Raw genomic sequence first — 16,632 nt, 5'->3', positions numbered from 1 at the left:
ATGTGGTTTTCCCCTTTTTGCAACCGCTATTTGTGTGATGTGTTTGTTTGTCAATTGTTTCAAACTTCCGCAAAAATGAGAAAGGGAATAAATGACGGCTATTTATGGCATTATCTCGTGGAGCGAATTTTTCATGGTCAAAGCCGAACTTGTCGTTTCCGTTTAGAATGTCGTTTAAGCGCAAGAAAAAAGCGTTCAATTTCGTGAAGTGATAAAAGGCAAAGCTATTTTTGAACCACAGAATCTGTTAGTACTTGAACATTCCAAAGACATTATATTTTCACTATTCAAAAGAACGTATGACCTTTTAATTATGAGCGATTCTACTGACGATCTTCCATTTTCCCAACGCTACGGCTATGCGCCGGTTATTCAACAGCTTGCGTTAGAAGACATACCAACCGCATTCAGAGAAGAGATAAAGGCTCTTCTGGACGAAGTTATTCCGGAAGAGGATTATGAATGTATTCCTATCTCCTCAATAGACATTTTTTGCGATATTTTCATAAATATTTGCGGGGGAACCTATCAGAAATTTTCTGAACATAAAGAGGTTAATAAAATATATCATTATGAGTACATGGAATTTAGTGAAGTAACTTCCATACAGAAAAGATTTATTATGAATTTTTTATTTCGTTTTATAGATGATTGTAATTTTTTCAATTTATTTGATTTATTAGAAAAACTTATTTACAATCAAAAACAGTTAAACTTATACGCACATAATTATAATGGTAATAATCGAATATTTGGGGATGTTTTAAAAGAAATTTTTAAAAAGCACCACTTAGCCTACACTATTTACAATGGGAAAATTGAACCTATCAGTAATGAATTTGAGGGCAAGACCTATGTTGCTGCACTTGATGAGACCAGAGATACAGCCCAGCTTGGTGCCCATAGCCATTTACTCAAAGCCGGAGAACAAATAAATCACCAGAAGTGGGCAGATAGCGTTCGGGAAAGCATCAGCGCAGTGGAAGCGGTTTGTCGCCAAATTGTCGGGGAAAATGCCACTCTCGGCTCGGCACTGAAAAAAATTGAAAAGAATTATCCTCTACATCCGGCATTTAAAAAAGCGTTGAGCGAACTTTACGGCTTTACTTCTGATGAAAACGGAATTCGACATTCACTTTTAGACAAGTCGAATGCAGCAGTTGACGAGGCCGATGCGCTTTTCATGTTGGGGGCTTGCGCATCCTTCGTTTCGTACTTGCTTTCCCGTACAAGGTTGAAAGACAATAATTAATTTTTTTGAAAATGATCGAGATAAACCGTTTGGTGCTCATAACTTCAAAACACTTTGCAACATCTTAGAAGTGCCCAGACGTAAGAGAGTAACTCTATGCCGCCATACCGCAAAAATTCCGGCAATGTTTTTCATTTTCAAGAGGGATAGAAAATGCAGGAAAGGTGTTTTGCTTTTCAATTGACGGAAGAAATTCCAAGAAACACCAGAACGATAGTCAATTAAAAAGCTGGCGTAGCGCGATGCCGCCAGCTTTTAAACTTAAAACTAACCGATTAGGGAATTTGATAAATGTGCCTGCGAAACGGCAGGCGAATATTCAGGCTTCAAATTTCCACAACCGGTGCGTTATAAGAAGATTTTACCAGATCAATTGCATGAAGAGCATCAGCCTTGTTCTTATAGCCTTCGCCGCTTATTGCGATCTTCTCGTGGTTAGCCGCTTTCAAATGCCAACGCCATTCGCCGTTTTTATCTTTATAAATTTCAAATCTCATAATTTTTTCCTTTTTTAGGTGGATTATTTATAATTTAGAAACATTACGCAAAAAACTTTAGATGAATTGGGGATTTTATTTTATTATTTCAAGATAATAATTATCTTTAAGCAAGATTATTTTTGACTTTTATTTTTTATGAGTGACACTCTTCAACGCAATAAGACAGCGCTCCCGTCTTTATTCTGAATTTTCGTTTTGATTTTTAAGAATTTCTGTATTTTTCCAAAAGGACAAAATCACTTATCCAACAATTAAAAACGCGTGGCGATTGGTCTGTAACAGGAGCGACCAATAAAAATTCACGCGTCTTTCGACCACCTGATTTTTAGAAAAATAAATTTTTAAATTTCCCATTTATTTTTTTCTTGCAAAAATGTGTCACTAAATATTAATTGACAAATACGGCACAACAAGAATTGTATCTATCGTTTTGTTGACGTTTATAAATATAAAAAACAGTTTTTGATTTTTAATATATTTTAATGAAGCGGTTTTGCTGAATTTAAATTCTGTTTAAAACGATATTATTTGAAATTACTGAATTTTATTCATGAATATTTCCATTGGCTGTTCATGCGTTTGTTGAATGCTTTTAAAAAGCTGAATGAAATAATTTGAGCTAAACAGATGTGTGGCAGATGCTTTCAAGCCCATGGCGCATTTAACAGTTAAAATTTTTATCCTTGAAAAGGAAAAGGGACGTGGTCGGAACCAAAAAGCTAACACCTCCTGAAACAGAAAAATCCGTGAAAAAAACCGTCGTTAAGAAGGTGCGTCAACATAAAAACGCTGCGCCTTTTATGGAAAAAATTGGAAAAGAAACTGTGCAGGATAGTGATGGGTTCGAGGAAAAGGCAGCACGTTCGAGAGTGAGGCGTGAAAAGGAAATTAAGCAGCAAGTGCTTGGCAACGATAAGCTAACTGCGCATTCAAGCGGAGCAGTTGAAACAAAAAACGTGCAGGATGAGGATGATGGAAAGGGAAAATCGCCGCTAGAGAGTAATGCAGTTTTGAAAACAATGCCGACTGAAAAAAGTTTGACAAAGAAGGCCGAGCAAAAAAAGCGGGAAGCTGTGCGAGAAAAGAAAGCTTCCGGAATTTTGAAAGAGGCTATTTTAAAAGCTGCTATAAAAGCCGGTAACCAGTTGGGAGAAGACGGGCTTGTTTCCTATCTTGAAGCGCAGGCTTTAAAAAATGCTTCTTCCTTTCTGACACTACTCGGCAAGGTATTACCTGCCGAACTTAATTCAGAGGGACAAGAATTAAAAACCGTTACAAAAATCGAACTGGTTGCTTTATCTCCGTCACCGAAAGATTTGACAATGGCAAATGAACCAGCCGGAAAAAAGCGCACGACTTCTAAAAAGCGAACAGGCGGAATTCACGAACCTGGGATAAATCAGGAACTTTCGGAAATCCTTAAAAAAGACGATTGAAGAACCTCCGGTGAAAAAGTGTTTAAAAAAGCGAACCGGTTTTGCAATTGTTCAACGAATTTGTTTTCGATGCGAAATGAAGAGAGAGTTTTACTGTTTTTCGTGTCTCGAAAATTATTTCAAAAAAACGTCGTGCCCGTTTTGAAATGGTGGGCTTTTTAAAAAGCTTGACGTGCTGTTTCTCTTATATTGGCCTTATCGTGATGGGATCTTTTATTACCTGAAAGTGTGGTTCTTTGCGTGTGACAATACTTGTTTAAAACAAGCGTTTTCTTTGCATATCCGTCAAGGTGGTGAGGAAGGTTTTCAGAACAGCTTTTTAAGCTTTTTTAGGCTAACGGATTTGGTTTGGAACGTAGCAAACGTCTTCTCCGGTCTTTTTGTTTCGGTGGTTTTGTGGTGGTTCATGACAACAGAAAAAATAGAATTGCCGGAAAAGCTCATTACCCTTTTCGACGGGCCTGCCGATGTCAGGGCGGCCTATGGCGGGCGCGGTTCGGGAAAAACCCGTTCCTTTGCCACAATGAGCGCAGTGGTGGGCTATTGTTTGGGAAAAAGAGGAATTCGCGGCATTATTCTTTGTGCCCGCCAGTTCCAGAACTCGCTGGCCGACAGCTCACTGGAGGAAATCAAAAGGGCTATTGCCTATTATCCGTTTTTACAAAATTATTACACCATTGGTGAAACCTATATACGCTCGAAAGACGGGCGCATTACTTACGCCTTTTCCGGTCTTGACCGGAATATTGCCAGTATCAAATCGAAGGGGCGGTTACTTCTCTGTTGGGTGGATGAAGCCGAACCTGTGACCTCCCACGCATGGAACACATTGATACCGACTTTGCGCGAAGAAGGTGACGGTTGGAACACAGAACTATGGGTAACATGGAACCCGCTCAGAAAAGAGGCAGCCGTTGAAAAGCGTTTTCGCGACAGTAAAAATGTGCGTATCAAATCTGTTCAATTGAATTGGCGTGATAATCCGAGATTTCCCGATCTGTTAAACCGCGCCCGCCTTGATGATTTGAAGAACCGGCCGGAAAGTTATGACCATATATGGGAGGGTGGATTTCTTGCCCAAATGGAGGGAGCCTATTTTGCAACCGGTCTTGCAATTGCCAAAGAAGAAGGGCGCATTTCCAATGTTCCGGCGGATCCGTTAATGACGTTTCAAGCTTTTTTCGACATTGGCGGCACCGGCGCCAAAGCCGATGCAACCGCTATCTGGATTGCGCAATTTATCGGAAAAGAAATCCGCGTTCTTGATTATTACGAAGCGCAAGGGCAGCCTTTGAGTGCCCATATCAACTGGCTGCGCGAAAAAGGTTATGGACAAGCAAGAATTACATTGCCGCATGATGGTGCAACCAAAGATCGCGTGCGGGATGTGAGTTTTGAAAGTGCGCTTCAACAAGCCGGTTTCGAGGTGGACATTATTCCCAATCAGGGAAAAGGGGCAGCACGCGCCCGCATTGAAGCGGCAAGACGGCTTTTCCCCTCTATCTGGTTTAACGAAAAAACCACAGAAGCAGGACGTGATGCTTTGGGTTGGTATCACGAAAAGCGTGACGACAAACGCGATATAGGACTGGGGCCGGAACATGACTGGGCAAGCCACGGGGCTGATGCTTTCGGCCTGATGTGTATAGCCTATGAAGCACCAAAAATTTCTAAAAACCGGCAGCGCAATTTCATGAGACATGATTTCAATACGTCATGGATGGCAGGATAACAAAAAGCAAAATTGTCGACCGTCTAACCGGATGCGCAATGTGGCGGCTTTTGTTTTTCCGGCAATGGCGTTTGTTTTATGTGACCTGACTTTCTTGTTTCTTTATGACGATTGCCTTGTGCTTGCCCCCTACCCGCTTGCGCGTTTTCTTTTTTAATTTTTGGGCTTTTCGGCTTTTCAGGATTGAACTTTCAAGTTGTGCGGGCCGCGCGCGACCAATTTTAACCAATAATTTTACGGGCTGATGATGATGCTAGAAAACGAGACTTTAGAACATGGCTCTGCGGAAGGCTTTGACAGTGCAAAAAGAGATATTCTTTTCCAGTCATTGCTGAAGCTTTTCCGGCAGGATATGGCGCATGTTGCCGAATGGCGCAAAAATGCCCGCGAAGACTATGCCTTTTATAATGGTGAACAGTGGGAAGCCCAGGACAAGGCGGCGCTTTTCGAGCAAAAACGCCCTGTCATGACGTTCAACCGCATTGCACCGCTTGTCAATGCCGTTATCGGCTCGGAGCGCAACAACAAACGCGAAGTGCAATTCATTCCGCGTGAAATCGGAGATGCGAGAGCCAATGAAATATTGACGGGTGCGGCGGAATGGTTTCGCGATCAGGCGGAAGCGGAATATGAGGATTCGGAAGCTTTTACCGATACCGTCATTTGCGGCATGGGGTGGACAGATACACGCCTTGACTTTGACGATGATGAAGCGGGTAAACCGGTTGTTTGCCGACTTGACCCGCTAAAAATGGTGTGGGATGCCTCGGCGGTGAAAGCCAATCTGGTGGATGCGGAGCGCCTCTGGTATATTGACGAAAAGCCGCTTGCCGAAGCGCGCCGCATGTTTCCCGATATTGACCCGTCATTGCTTGATGCGCGCTGGGCAAAAAATGGTGTTTTTGACAGTGGCGAACCTCTTTCCCATGTAAATTCCGACACATTCTATGGTGAAGACCTGACGGGCGCTTCGGAGGGGCAAGGCTTGGGGCTTTCTTCTGCCGCAAGCTCTCTGGTGACGCTTGTCGAATGCCGTTGGTTCGAGCGCGAGGCTTTTTACAAGGTTTTTGACCCGCTGACGGGTGAAACACAGGATTATTCGCTTCACGACTATGAAGAAAAAAAGAAAATTTCGCCTGAAATACAATCGGTAAGGCTTACAAGAAAGATTGTGAAAAGGGCTTTTCTGGGCGAGGCTCTGCTTGCCGAACCCGATCAGCCGATGGTGCCGAACGGGCAACTTGGTTGGGAATGCATTACCGGCTATTTTGACAAGATGAAAAAGCACCATTATGGCATTGTGCGCCCCACAAAAGACCCGCAGCGTTGGGCGAACAAATTTTTTAGCCAGGTGATGTATCTTTTAAATAGCCAATCGAAGGGCGGCATTCTTGCCGAACGCGGAGCTTTTGATGATGACAGGCAGGCAGAAGAAAGCTGGGCGCGCGCCGATGCCATTACCTGGACAAAACAAAATGCGCTAGCCGGACAAAATGCCCGCATTCAACCGAAACCCGTAGCACAATTTCCGGTGGTTTTTTTTGAGCTTTTCAATGAAGCCAAAGAAGCAATTTCCGATGTAACGGGCTTATCTTCAGAATTTATCGGCACGAGAGAAGTAAACCAGCCCGGTGTTCTGGAAAGCCAGCGCCGGCAATCTTCTTTGAATTTGCTTGCCTCGCTTTTTGATGAGCTGCGTCGTTATCGGAAAAGACAGGGGCAAATTATGCTTTATCTCATACAGAACTATCTTTCCGATGGAAGGCTTATCCGCATTGTGGGGGATGACAACAAGAAATATGTGCCTTTGACACATGAAGCGGTCGCCAATAGCCAATATGACATTATTGTTGATGATGCACCGACAAGCCCCAATGAAAAAGAACGGACATTTGCGATTATTCAACAGATGTTGCCGATGTTGAAAGATTATCTCACACCGGAAATCGGGCTGGAAATTCTGCGCTATTCACCGCTACCTGCCTCGCTTGTTGAAAAATGGACAGCCAAGGCACAAGAAGCGGCTCAACAAAAAGCAGAACAGGAGATGGCCAGAGAACAGATGACGAGCCAAGAAGCAGCAATGGAAAAAAATGCCGTGCCGGAACAGTCAACAGGGCAACAGGCCGAGCAATTGAAGTTGCAAGCCTTGGCAAACGAGCTTGATATGAAAGCAAAAGCCCGTGAACTCGACCTTAATGCCAAAGCGGCCGATCTTTTTTTAAAAAACCAGAAAGCACGGCTTGAGACCGAAACAGCCAAAAACCGCGCACTCATTGAACAATTGAAAATTGAACAATCGCAAACGGGGCGAGCCAATTCCTGAAACAGGCTAATCACAAAGCTTGGACGGGATGAGGTTTTAAATTTGTCAAAGCGGCATTTCAGCTTGTCGCTGCTTTTCAACTCCCGCAATCGCAACTTTTGTCTTTCCTGCCGGAGGAACCGGCTTCGCCTCAAGCATCGGCGTTTTGATGCTCTGCTGCCCGTTTTTTTAAAGGGCATGTTTAAAGGATAAATTTATGGATATTGCACCCGAATTTTCACCGGAAGAACAGGATGTTCTTGGCCACCAAAATACCGACAATAACGGATTTGACGATGAGACCGCTTTACCGGAAAATTTTTCCGACAGTAATACTATGACCGAACCTTCCGAAAGTCAGGAAGGGGAACATGAAAAACCGCTAGCGGAAGAAGAAGACGAAAGAACCACAAAAGCGCGAAACCATATGGTTCCGCATGGTGCACTTCACGCCGAAAGGGAAGAACGCAAAAAAGCGCAAGCCGAGGCGGCAGAGGCAAAAGCCAAACTTGCCCGCATTGAAGAACGTTTCAAAATTGCACGTGAATTCACAGAAAATCATGCCGGAAGAGAGAGCTTCTCACCGTTAAAACAGCCACAACCAGAAGCGCCTGACCCGGAAAAAGATTTTGTCGGCTATGTCAAATGGATTGGCACGAAATTGCAAAACGAGGAAGCCGAAAGACAAAAGAGAGAAGCCGAAGAGCGGCAATTTATTGAAACTGCGAGAGAACAGGAAGCGGTGAAGGATTATTTTGCCACTTCTGTAACCGCACTCAAAGCCGAACTGCCGGATTTCGACGAGGCGGCCGATTTTCTTTATAAAGCACGGGTGAACCAGTTGAAGGCGCTCGCCGATGCCTACCCTGCTTTTAAAAATACCGATGCGATCAATGCGCAGATTGGCAACGAGCTTGCAGCCATTGTCAAAGGTGCTTTGGAAAGCGGTACAAATCCCGCGCAAACAATTTATAATTATGCAAAAAATATCGGCTTCAAGGCGAAATCCGCAACTGGATCTATGGCGGAATCTATGGCGGGGGGTGACATTGCCGCAATGCGCGCCAAAAAAAACGCCGCACGCACGCTCACCGCATCAAACGGGCGCGCTATTGCCGACCCGTTGAGCCTTGAAGCCATAGATGCCATGAGCGACCGGCAATTTGCCGAATGGATTTCCAATCCGCGAAATGAAAGAGCCTTCAACATTCTGATGAGGGGCGAATAAGGTTTGTGCTTTAAAAACCACCGCCTGCAAAAAGATGGGGCTTGCAAAATGCATGAGGCTTTCAGAACTGTGAAGCAAGTTTGTGCCGGTTTGTTTTAAAACTTTCAACTTTTTCTTTTGCGGATTTTCGTTTGAAATGGACGTTATCATTTTCACCCACCGGAGGTTTTCCGGTTTCGTTGGTTCGCTCGCGTTAAAGCGACAAAAAGCTTGAAAATCAATTGAATTTTAGGAGGCCATAATGGCTATTACATCCATCGGGGTGAACGACCCTCTGGCTGTTCGTGCCTGGTCGAAGAAACTTGCCGTCGAAGTATCGAAAGCTACCGAGATTGCGCCTTTGATCGGAACCGACACCAACAGCATTATCCAGCTTAAAGACGAAACCCAGAAAGGCGCGGGTGATACTGTCCGTTTCGGCTTGCGCACCCAGTTGACGGGCGAAGGCGTTTCGGAAGGGGTTAAACTGGAGGGCAATGAAGAAGCCCTTTCAACCTTGAATGATGCTGTTATCATCAATGAACTTGCCCATGCTGTGAGAGTGAAAAACGAGGGCACAATCGACCAGTAGCGCGTGCTTTTCGATTTGCGCAGCGAAGCCAAGGACGGTTTGACCGACTGGTATGCCGACCGTTTGTCGCTCATGTTTTTTACCCATGTTTGCGGCTATACCGCCACACAAATGAACTTTGAAGGCCGCACCATTTCATTGTCGCCGGTGCATTACGGTTTTAACCAGCCGACAGCCCCGACCGACAAGCGCATTATTCGCCCGAATGGCAAAACCACTGACGAAAGCCTTGATGAAAAAGATGTGTTCAATCTTTCTCTGGTTGATAAAGCGGTGGAGCGGGCAAAACTTGCCAATCCGCGTTTGCGCCCTGTGCGTGTCGAAGGTGATAGTGTTTATGTGCTTTACCTGCACCCGACACAGGTGACGGCATTGCGCACCAACACAGCAACCGGCCAATGGCTTGATATTCAAAAAGCGGCCTATCAGGGTTCGCGCGCCAAAAACCCGATTTTTGACGGCTCGCTCGGCATGTATAACGGGGTGGTTCTGCGTGAAGCCGAACATATTACCGAAGGTGTCAATTCTGCCGACCCGACCACGCCTGTTTCAAACACCCGCCGTGCGGTGCTTTTGGGGGCACAGGCTTCCATCGTCGCTTTCGGCAAGGACCGCGGACCAACGCGCTATAAACTGGTTGAAGAATTCTTCGACTATGAACGCGAACTCGGCGTTGCGGCAAAAACCCTGATCGGTATGAAGAAAACAAACTTCAAACTGAAAGACAGCACGATCGGTGAACAGGATTTCGCAACCATCGTCATTTCAACCTATGCCGAGCCGCTTTAACAACGGCATTTGAAACAACAGAAAAAGGGGCAAGTGCTCCTTTTTCTTTTTGTTCGACGAGCTGTTTAAAGCGCGTTTTTCCCCTTTCCGTGTTTTTTAAAAAAACCGGTGATTTTGTCAGAAACAAAAAATGACCCATGCTTATTCTATAGACATGCCTTCAAGCGATGATACCGACTGGATATTGATGGATTTCAATGAACCTGTCGCAGAAAGCGGGAAGGTGCGAGACACAAATGTGCCTGATACCAATGTGCGAGATACAAAGTCTACGCCCCTTTCCCGAAAACCGGCAAAAAAAGCGAGAGTGAAAAAACCGCAAGCACATCTCGAAACAGTGCGGAAAAAGCCGGAAAACTGAAAGCCGCGCCTTCCATACCGGCGCAAGCAACAACAACGCAATCAACAGCCGCCGATTTGAAGACCGCAAGCGGAAAGAAGCGGCTGAGAACACTTGACCTGAACTCGAAGAAAAACCGGAAAACAAAGGTTTAATATTATGGCCATTATCATTACCACGACAGGGCCGATTACAAGTCTTCCCACTTCTCTCCAGCCGAAAAACAAAAACTTTTCGGATATGATTGCCGTTATTCAGGATGAAATTGACGACACGACAAATGAATATTTCAGCCAAATTCAGGAAGCAATCTATTCGGCCATCCGCTTTTCAGCACGAGAACCGCTTTATTTCAATGAAACGCGCGATATTACCTTTTTGACGACTAAAAATCAGGACTGGTATGGCACAACAACCGAAAAGGCGATTGCGAGTGCGGCCGGTATCCGCTTTGTTTTTCTTGAAAAATCTGATGGAAATGCAAAAAGGCTTCATCTCAATTCCCCGCAAGAACTTGAAAGCGCGGGTTCAGCCCATGGCGAACCTTATGCCTATTGTTATTTTTCAAAAAAACTGCGGCTCTTTCCCTGCCCTGACAAGGTTTACAAAATACGCCTGATGATTGAGCCTTACCGGCTTGAAGAAGTTTTGAAAGCCGACGAGGAAAGCCCGTGGTTTCTCGATGCGTTCGACCTTGTCAAAGCGCGGGCAAAATACGAGCTTTATAAAGATATTTTGAAAGATGCCGATGGCGCTCGAACAGCCTTTAACGACTTTAACGAGCAGCTTTCAGCGCTTAAAGCGGAAACTTCGCGGCGCAATGGTAGCGGCAAAATCAAAGCAACGGTGTTTTAAATGACATTTTTAACCATAGCCGAATATCGCCCCGACATTGCCGACATCAATAGCGACTATAGCGATGATATATTGAATGTTTTGCCAGCCGACGGCAGTTATATTCCAATGCCCGGTTTCAAAGCGTTTTCCAAACCGTTTCCGGAAAAGCCTTATGGAGCCTATGCCGCACGGTCGCTTGACGGAACAACCTCGGTTTTTGCCGGAACTGCAAAAAAACTTTTTGTCCTAGACAATACCGATCTTTCCTGGCGCGACATTACTCAAACGGGAAAAATCTATTCCGCTTCCGATGAGGCACGCTGGTCTTTTGCTTCTTTCGGCAATTATATTATCGCCGTCAACAAAAACGACCCGCCACAGGTTTTCGAGCTCAACCGTTCGGCAAAATTCCGCAATCTTGGCGGCAATCCGCCACGGGCGGGAGCTGTCAAAGTGTGGGGCGATTTTGTTTGTCTCATGCAATTGCCGGATAATCCCAACCGCGTTTACTGGTCGGGCCTTAATGATGCGGAATTCTGGACAGTGGGAGAAAAGTCTTGCGACTATCAGGATTTTCCGGATGGCGGCAGTGTTCAAGGATCGAGTGAAGCAACCAACCCGATTATTTTTTTGCAATCAGCGATTTATCGCGGCACATTCATTCCCGGTTCCGACATCATATTTTCATTCCAGAAAATTCATGACAAACGCGGTGCAAAATCATCCAATTCGATCAGCAGTCGCGGAGAATTTTCCTTTTATGCCGATGAAGGCGGTTTTTTCCAGATTACGAGCGATGGCGCGGTGATACCTATCGGTTTTGAAAAAATCGATCGCTCGGTCTTTACCCGCATGAATGCCAATAATCTTGCCGAAATGTTTTGTGCAATCGACCCTTTCTATAACCGTGTCTATTGGGCGATGGATTATAACGGTTCGGGCGTGATGAACGAATTGATGGTCTATGACTGGGGCCTGCAAAAATGGACGGTTATCAGCATTGCGGCAAGCAGCATTATGCCGATTTATACAAGCGGTTACACGCTCGACGGGCTTGATAATATTTCAACTATTCTGGAAAATTTGCCGTTTTCGCTGGATAGCAAAATCTGGCAAGGCGGTGCGCCCATTCTCGGCGCTTTTTCAGTTGATTACCGTTTGGGCTCCTTTTCGGGAGAAGCAATGGAGGCAATAGTTTCCTCGCAGGAAGTTGCTGCCCCCAATGGTGATATAAACCGGCTGGAAAATGTTATTGCACAAATAGACAGCAATGAAGCCTTGCTTGCAATTGGTGCAAGAATGCGAAGAAACCCGCAAGAACCGGTAAAATGGTCGGCAGAGAAAACCGCCTCTTATAATACCGGCCGTTACCATGGCCGCTCACGGGCGCGTTTTCACAAATTCCGCCTGCGTGTTCCGGCGGGGGAAAAATGGTCGCATATTGCAGGCTTCAATGTCGATTTTACAAGAGCCGGAAAAAGATGAGCTATAAAATCTATCTCACCGAAAACTGGCCTTATGAACGGATGAAACGCTATAGCGGCGATCTCACAGAGGCGATGACAAAAATCGCCCGTCGTTTTCCCGACGACATATCGTTTCAAACAATGGCAGAAGAAATTGCAAGTGGCGAGCGGCAATTATGGATCATTGTTGACGAGAAAGAAAACTTTGTAGCCTTCGTCACCTCGCATATCGAAATTCTGGCGAGCGGGAAAAAACGTGTCGAACTCCTCGAACTTGCCGGTCACGGCGGCGAGAAAATAGCCGATATGATCGAACCGATAGAAGAATGGGCAAAAACCATCGGCGCATCCGAAATTTGCCCCATCGGTCGCATCGGCTGGTCAAAAATCATGCGCGCACATGGCTATAGGCCAAGCGTGGTCAAATATCGAAAGGAATTGAACAATGGGCGGAAGTAGCGGAAAAGGTGCAAAAACCACACAAACGAAGACCGAGACATCAGCCCCGCCGGAATGGGCGGCACCACTCTTCAAGCGCTCGGCCAAAGATGCCATGGATCTTTATAATTCCGGTCAGGGTGGCAATGTTTATCAAGGCTCGCGGGTGGCCGATTTAAGTGACACAACAAAAAATGCCATTAGCGGGCTTGGAAACGCCACCGCCAATTATGGCAACAGCTATTTGCAAGGCCTTGCAGGCGGCAAAAATGCAAGTGGCCAGAACCTTGCCGATATGGCTTCGGGAAAAATGGTGGGGGGAAACAGTGCCTATAATCAGGCTTTGCAAAACACACTTGATAACACCGCCACCACCATCAACAGTCAAATGAGTGGCGCTGGTCGTTACGGTTCGGGCGCCCATAGCGGTGTTCTGTCTCGACAATTGGGACAGGCTGCAACAACGGCACTTTCCAACCAGTATAATCAGGATGTTGGAAATATGCTCAATGCCAATGAACTTATCGACAGGGCAAACAATAACCAGCTTTCGGCCGCAAGCAATTATTTTCAAGGGCAAGGCAATAATCTTCTCAATGCTTTGAAAGGCGGCACAATCCTTGACCAGAACAACCAGCAAAAACTTGATGCGGCACGTGACCAATGGAATGAAGAAGATAACCGTGGCTGGAACCGGCTTGCCATGCTTTTAAGTGCGGCTCAGGGAGCGGCCGGAAATTACGGAACGTCAAGCGGAACGCAGACAACGAGACAACAGAATGGTGCGCTCACCACAATAGGAAACGGTTTGGGGGCTCTCTCATCGCTTTTTGGCTTGTCGGACAAACGTACAAAAGAAAATATCCGCTATGCGGGCAAACGCAACGGCTACAATGTCTATAATTTCAACTATATCGGAAGGGCTGAACGCTATCGCGGTGTTATCGCACAAGAAATCCTTAAAACCGACCCCGATAAAGTGATGACCCACCCCGAAAGCGGGTTGTTAATGGTTAATTACAACAAGCTCGGATTTCCAATGGAAAGGCTTCTATAAAGGTAAGCCATTCGGGTGTTTCAAACGCCCCTCAGTGACATGGGAGACAAGAGGCTTGTCCCCACCCGCCGCTTGAGCATGAGCCGCAGAAATTTAACGACAAATCAATCAAGAGACATTGCGTGACCCTTCCTGGGCCGACCGGAAACGCGAAGGAAAAATTGCACCCGAATGGAGGCTACCTCATGAATTCACATTCTTTTTTTAATTTTTGGGCTAACCGCCCATCCAATGACAATGCGCCTGTGCTCGGCTCGATTGGCCCCTCGGGATATGGTGGTCAAAACTTTAAAACCGGCCTATCCGCCCCTTCCCTCGTCACCGGTGATAACAATAGAGATAATTCTCCCACACCCACCACCGCTTACGGATTAGTGGAAGACGGGCAAACGGAAAAAGGCCTTGAAAAAGGCGCCGGTTCACTTGCCAATGCATTGATCGCTTTAGGCAATGTTGATGCACCACAGACAAGCTCGATGCAGCTAAAACCGGTGTGTGGCCCGTCAACCGAGCAATCGCAGGCACTTTTGCGCCTTTTATCAAACATGCAGTCGAAGACCAATAACGGGGGAATGTTATGAGTTCGATTTATGATTGGTCACTTTCGGCGGCAAGCAATGCCAATGCCGACAATATTATCAACTGGACAGAGGGGCAGCCGCCAAGCACGGTCAACAATTCCGCCCGTTCGATGATGCAGCGTGTGCGCGAATATATGTGCGATATCGGCGGCGATGTTACCGTCGAAGGATCCTCTTCACGCATTGCCATACAGTCGAAAACACCGGTAACTGCTTATATCAACGGCATAACATTGCGGTTTCGCGCTCTCGGGATGAATATCGATCAACCGATGATAAGCCTCAACAATATTGATTATAAGCCGGTTTTCAAAGCAACTTATCAAGGGGTAAAACCCTTGGAAAGCGGGGACATTCAGGCTGGCGCTCTCTATGAAATTGTCTTTTGCAGTTTACTGAACAACGGGAGCGGCGGCTGGTTTTTGTCTTCGCCGACACCTCAACAATCAACGCCGGCCGGTGTTATTTCAATGTTCGGTGCGCCGACAGCGCCTTCCGGTTGGATACCCTGTGACGGACGCTTATTATCAAGAACACAATATGGCGCATTGTTTTCGGCTATCGGCGAATGGTGGGGAAAAGGCGACGGGCAAACAACCTTTGCCGTGCCGGATTTGCGCGGTGTATTTCTACGCGGAACAGATGCAGGCAGAAATATCGACCCCAATCGTGCTTTTGCCTCTTTTCAGGATAGCCAGAACCGGTGGCACAGCCATTCGGGCTCGGTCGGTGAAGCTGGCGAACACAACCACAGCTATACCACATGGAAACGCAACAACGGAGGAGCAGACGGCAAAAATGGCTGGGATTGGTATTCACAGATAACCGAAAACACGGCGATATCCGGAAGACACAGCCATAGTCTCAACATCAATGCCGATGGCGGCAATGAAGCTCGCCCGGTCAATATTGCCATTCAATATATTATCAAGGCTTGAACAATGGATGAACACCCTTTTGCAATATCCGGCATAAAAGAGCCGGAGAAAATCCGCATATTGATTTACGCGAATAATCAAATGGCGCATGTTGCCCTTTCCGCACTTCTTATGCCGTTACAGAACAAGATTACCGAACTCGACAACTGTTTGAAGAAACTGGGGGTTTAAATGGCTGTACCCTATCATACACACACTTTCGAAATTCCGACTGCAACGCCACAGGATATGGCAGCACGTGCTTCCAATGACAAAGCCGTAACGCCTTCGGTTCTGGGTACGGCTGCAACAGCCGATAGAAGCGAATTTGCAACGGCCGAACAGGGGAAAAGAGCCGATAGTGCCGTTCAACCTGAAACGCTCGGCACTTTGGCCAGAAAAGACAAAGTCGTTTTAACTGAAATTGAAACAAGTGGTGCGCCTTCAAACACCACTTTTCTATCCGGCAATGGTTGGCAGACCCTTACCGGTGGCGGCGACATGACCGTCGCAATCTATGACCCGTCGGCCAAGCGAACCGACGCGTTCGATATGGGCAATATGAAAGAGGCGTCGAATGCCAAAATTATGACAGCCGACGAACGCGAAAAAATAGCAAATCTTGACAAGACCCATCTTCCCAAAACCGGCGGCACGATTACCGGTAATCTAACGGTAAAAAATAGTGCAGAAACTACTTTTGTTCAGTTTCCGCCAGGCACAATATACCCGATGCTGCGTCTTGGTTACACGGCAGAAAACGAAAACTATTCGGATTTGGCCTTTGTTGGAGAATCGCTGAACATCCATGTCCATAAATTTGGCGATGTTGCCAAATTCTACACCAACGGGACAACGTATTTTGCTAATGAAATAAATATTCAGGGAAAAACATACTTTCAATCCGATGGTAATATTACCGGTCAAACCTGGATAAACGGAAATCTCGCCAGTCATATTGAAAGCCGCTGCGTTGCATATCAAAATGATTGTGTAAAAGATAGCCGGGTTGTGGGGTGGGCAGATGTCCCAATTCAAGTAGGTACCGTAACTAATATGCCATCCGGATATGTTGTTACAACCATCCTCAAAGAGGATAATGGACGATCTCGTATGGGCGGGCGTCAACCGCAACTTTTCATCACAAATCGTGGCTGGTTTCCTTTAGGGACGTGGTAAAAAA

Annotated in this window: 15 protein-coding genes and 1 pseudogene; 15 read left to right on the top strand and 1 reads right to left on the bottom strand. The window is 46.0% G+C overall.

Annotated features, from left to right (window positions below):
- Positions 1-313 precede the first annotated feature (313 nt).
- Complete coding sequence (locus tag PEB0122_RS07405; RefSeq protein ID WP_143238474.1) at positions 314-1,252, top strand: AbiJ-NTD4 domain-containing protein; 939 nt, start codon at positions 314-316, stop codon at positions 1,250-1,252.
- 326 nt (positions 1,253-1,578) lie between these two features.
- Here the strand turns inward: PEB0122_RS07405 and PEB0122_RS07400 are convergent, their stop codons facing one another.
- The gene (locus PEB0122_RS07400; protein WP_075869020.1) at positions 1,579-1,749 is read right to left on the bottom strand and encodes a YegP family protein; all 171 of its coding nucleotides are present in this window, start codon (positions 1,747-1,749) and stop codon (positions 1,579-1,581) included.
- A 704-nt stretch (positions 1,750-2,453) separates the two neighbouring features.
- Here PEB0122_RS07400 and PEB0122_RS11665 point away from each other — a divergent pair.
- From PEB0122_RS11665 to PEB0122_RS07335, 14 genes and pseudogenes are all read left to right on the top strand, one after another.
- On the top strand, positions 2,454-3,188 hold the full coding sequence (locus tag PEB0122_RS11665; protein WP_075916469.1) for a hypothetical protein: 735 nt from the start codon (positions 2,454-2,456) through the stop codon (positions 3,186-3,188).
- A gap of 406 nt (positions 3,189-3,594) precedes the next feature.
- Positions 3,595-4,920, top strand: a complete 1,326-nt coding sequence (locus PEB0122_RS07390; RefSeq protein ID WP_075916467.1) for a phage terminase large subunit — start codon at positions 3,595-3,597, stop codon at positions 4,918-4,920.
- 247 nt (positions 4,921-5,167) lie between these two features.
- A complete protein-coding gene (locus tag PEB0122_RS07385) occupies positions 5,168-7,246 on the top strand; it encodes a portal protein (protein ID WP_404801508.1) in 2,079 nt (692 codons plus the stop codon).
- A 196-nt stretch (positions 7,247-7,442) separates the two neighbouring features.
- Complete coding sequence (locus tag PEB0122_RS07380; protein ID WP_075916463.1) at positions 7,443-8,453, top strand: hypothetical protein; 1,011 nt, start codon at positions 7,443-7,445, stop codon at positions 8,451-8,453.
- A 241-nt stretch (positions 8,454-8,694) separates the two neighbouring features.
- Positions 8,695-9,813 (top strand): annotated as a pseudogene (locus PEB0122_RS07375) (N4-gp56 family major capsid protein).
- A gap of 130 nt (positions 9,814-9,943) precedes the next feature.
- Positions 9,944-10,174: a hypothetical protein gene (locus tag PEB0122_RS07370; RefSeq protein ID WP_075916461.1), complete on the top strand. Its 231-nt coding sequence runs from the start codon at positions 9,944-9,946 to the stop codon at positions 10,172-10,174.
- 138 nt (positions 10,175-10,312) lie between these two features.
- On the top strand, positions 10,313-11,008 hold the full coding sequence (locus PEB0122_RS07365) for a phage adaptor protein (protein WP_075916459.1): 696 nt from the start codon (positions 10,313-10,315) through the stop codon (positions 11,006-11,008).
- Positions 11,009-12,475 carry a hypothetical protein gene (locus PEB0122_RS07360; RefSeq protein WP_075916457.1) on the top strand — a complete coding sequence of 489 codons (1,467 nt, stop codon included), beginning with the start codon at positions 11,009-11,011 and terminating at the stop codon, positions 12,473-12,475. It begins immediately after the preceding gene.
- Positions 12,472-12,915 carry a hypothetical protein gene (locus PEB0122_RS07355; protein ID WP_075916455.1) on the top strand — a complete coding sequence of 148 codons (444 nt, stop codon included), beginning with the start codon at positions 12,472-12,474 and terminating at the stop codon, positions 12,913-12,915. The genes PEB0122_RS07360 and PEB0122_RS07355 overlap by 4 nt, the downstream gene beginning before the upstream one ends.
- Entirely contained in the window at positions 12,902-13,951 is a 1,050-nt protein-coding gene (locus PEB0122_RS07350; protein ID WP_075916453.1) for a tail fiber domain-containing protein, read from the top strand. The genes PEB0122_RS07355 and PEB0122_RS07350 overlap by 14 nt, the downstream gene beginning before the upstream one ends.
- 185 nt (positions 13,952-14,136) lie before the next feature.
- The gene (locus tag PEB0122_RS07345; RefSeq protein WP_143238815.1) at positions 14,137-14,532 is read left to right on the top strand and encodes a hypothetical protein; all 396 of its coding nucleotides are present in this window, start codon (positions 14,137-14,139) and stop codon (positions 14,530-14,532) included.
- The gene (locus PEB0122_RS07340; RefSeq protein ID WP_075916449.1) at positions 14,529-15,470 is read left to right on the top strand and encodes a tail fiber protein; all 942 of its coding nucleotides are present in this window, start codon (positions 14,529-14,531) and stop codon (positions 15,468-15,470) included. The genes PEB0122_RS07345 and PEB0122_RS07340 overlap by 4 nt, the downstream gene beginning before the upstream one ends.
- Before the next feature lie 3 nt (positions 15,471-15,473).
- A complete protein-coding gene (locus PEB0122_RS11745; RefSeq protein WP_158025426.1) occupies positions 15,474-15,641 on the top strand; it encodes a hypothetical protein in 168 nt (55 codons plus the stop codon).
- Positions 15,642-16,628 (top strand): hypothetical protein, encoded by a 987-nt coding sequence (locus PEB0122_RS07335; RefSeq protein ID WP_075916447.1) that lies wholly within the window; start codon positions 15,642-15,644, stop codon positions 16,626-16,628.
- The last annotated feature ends 4 nt before the right edge of the window (positions 16,629-16,632 follow it).

Origin of the sequence: Ditibartonella apis (assembly GCF_001952075.1) — a bacterium.
In the GTDB taxonomy this organism is placed as follows: domain Bacteria; phylum Pseudomonadota; class Alphaproteobacteria; order Rhizobiales; family Rhizobiaceae; genus Bartonella; species Bartonella apis.
The sequence above is the reverse complement of the archived record's forward strand: the minus strand, read 5'-3'. Positions and strand labels throughout refer to the sequence as shown.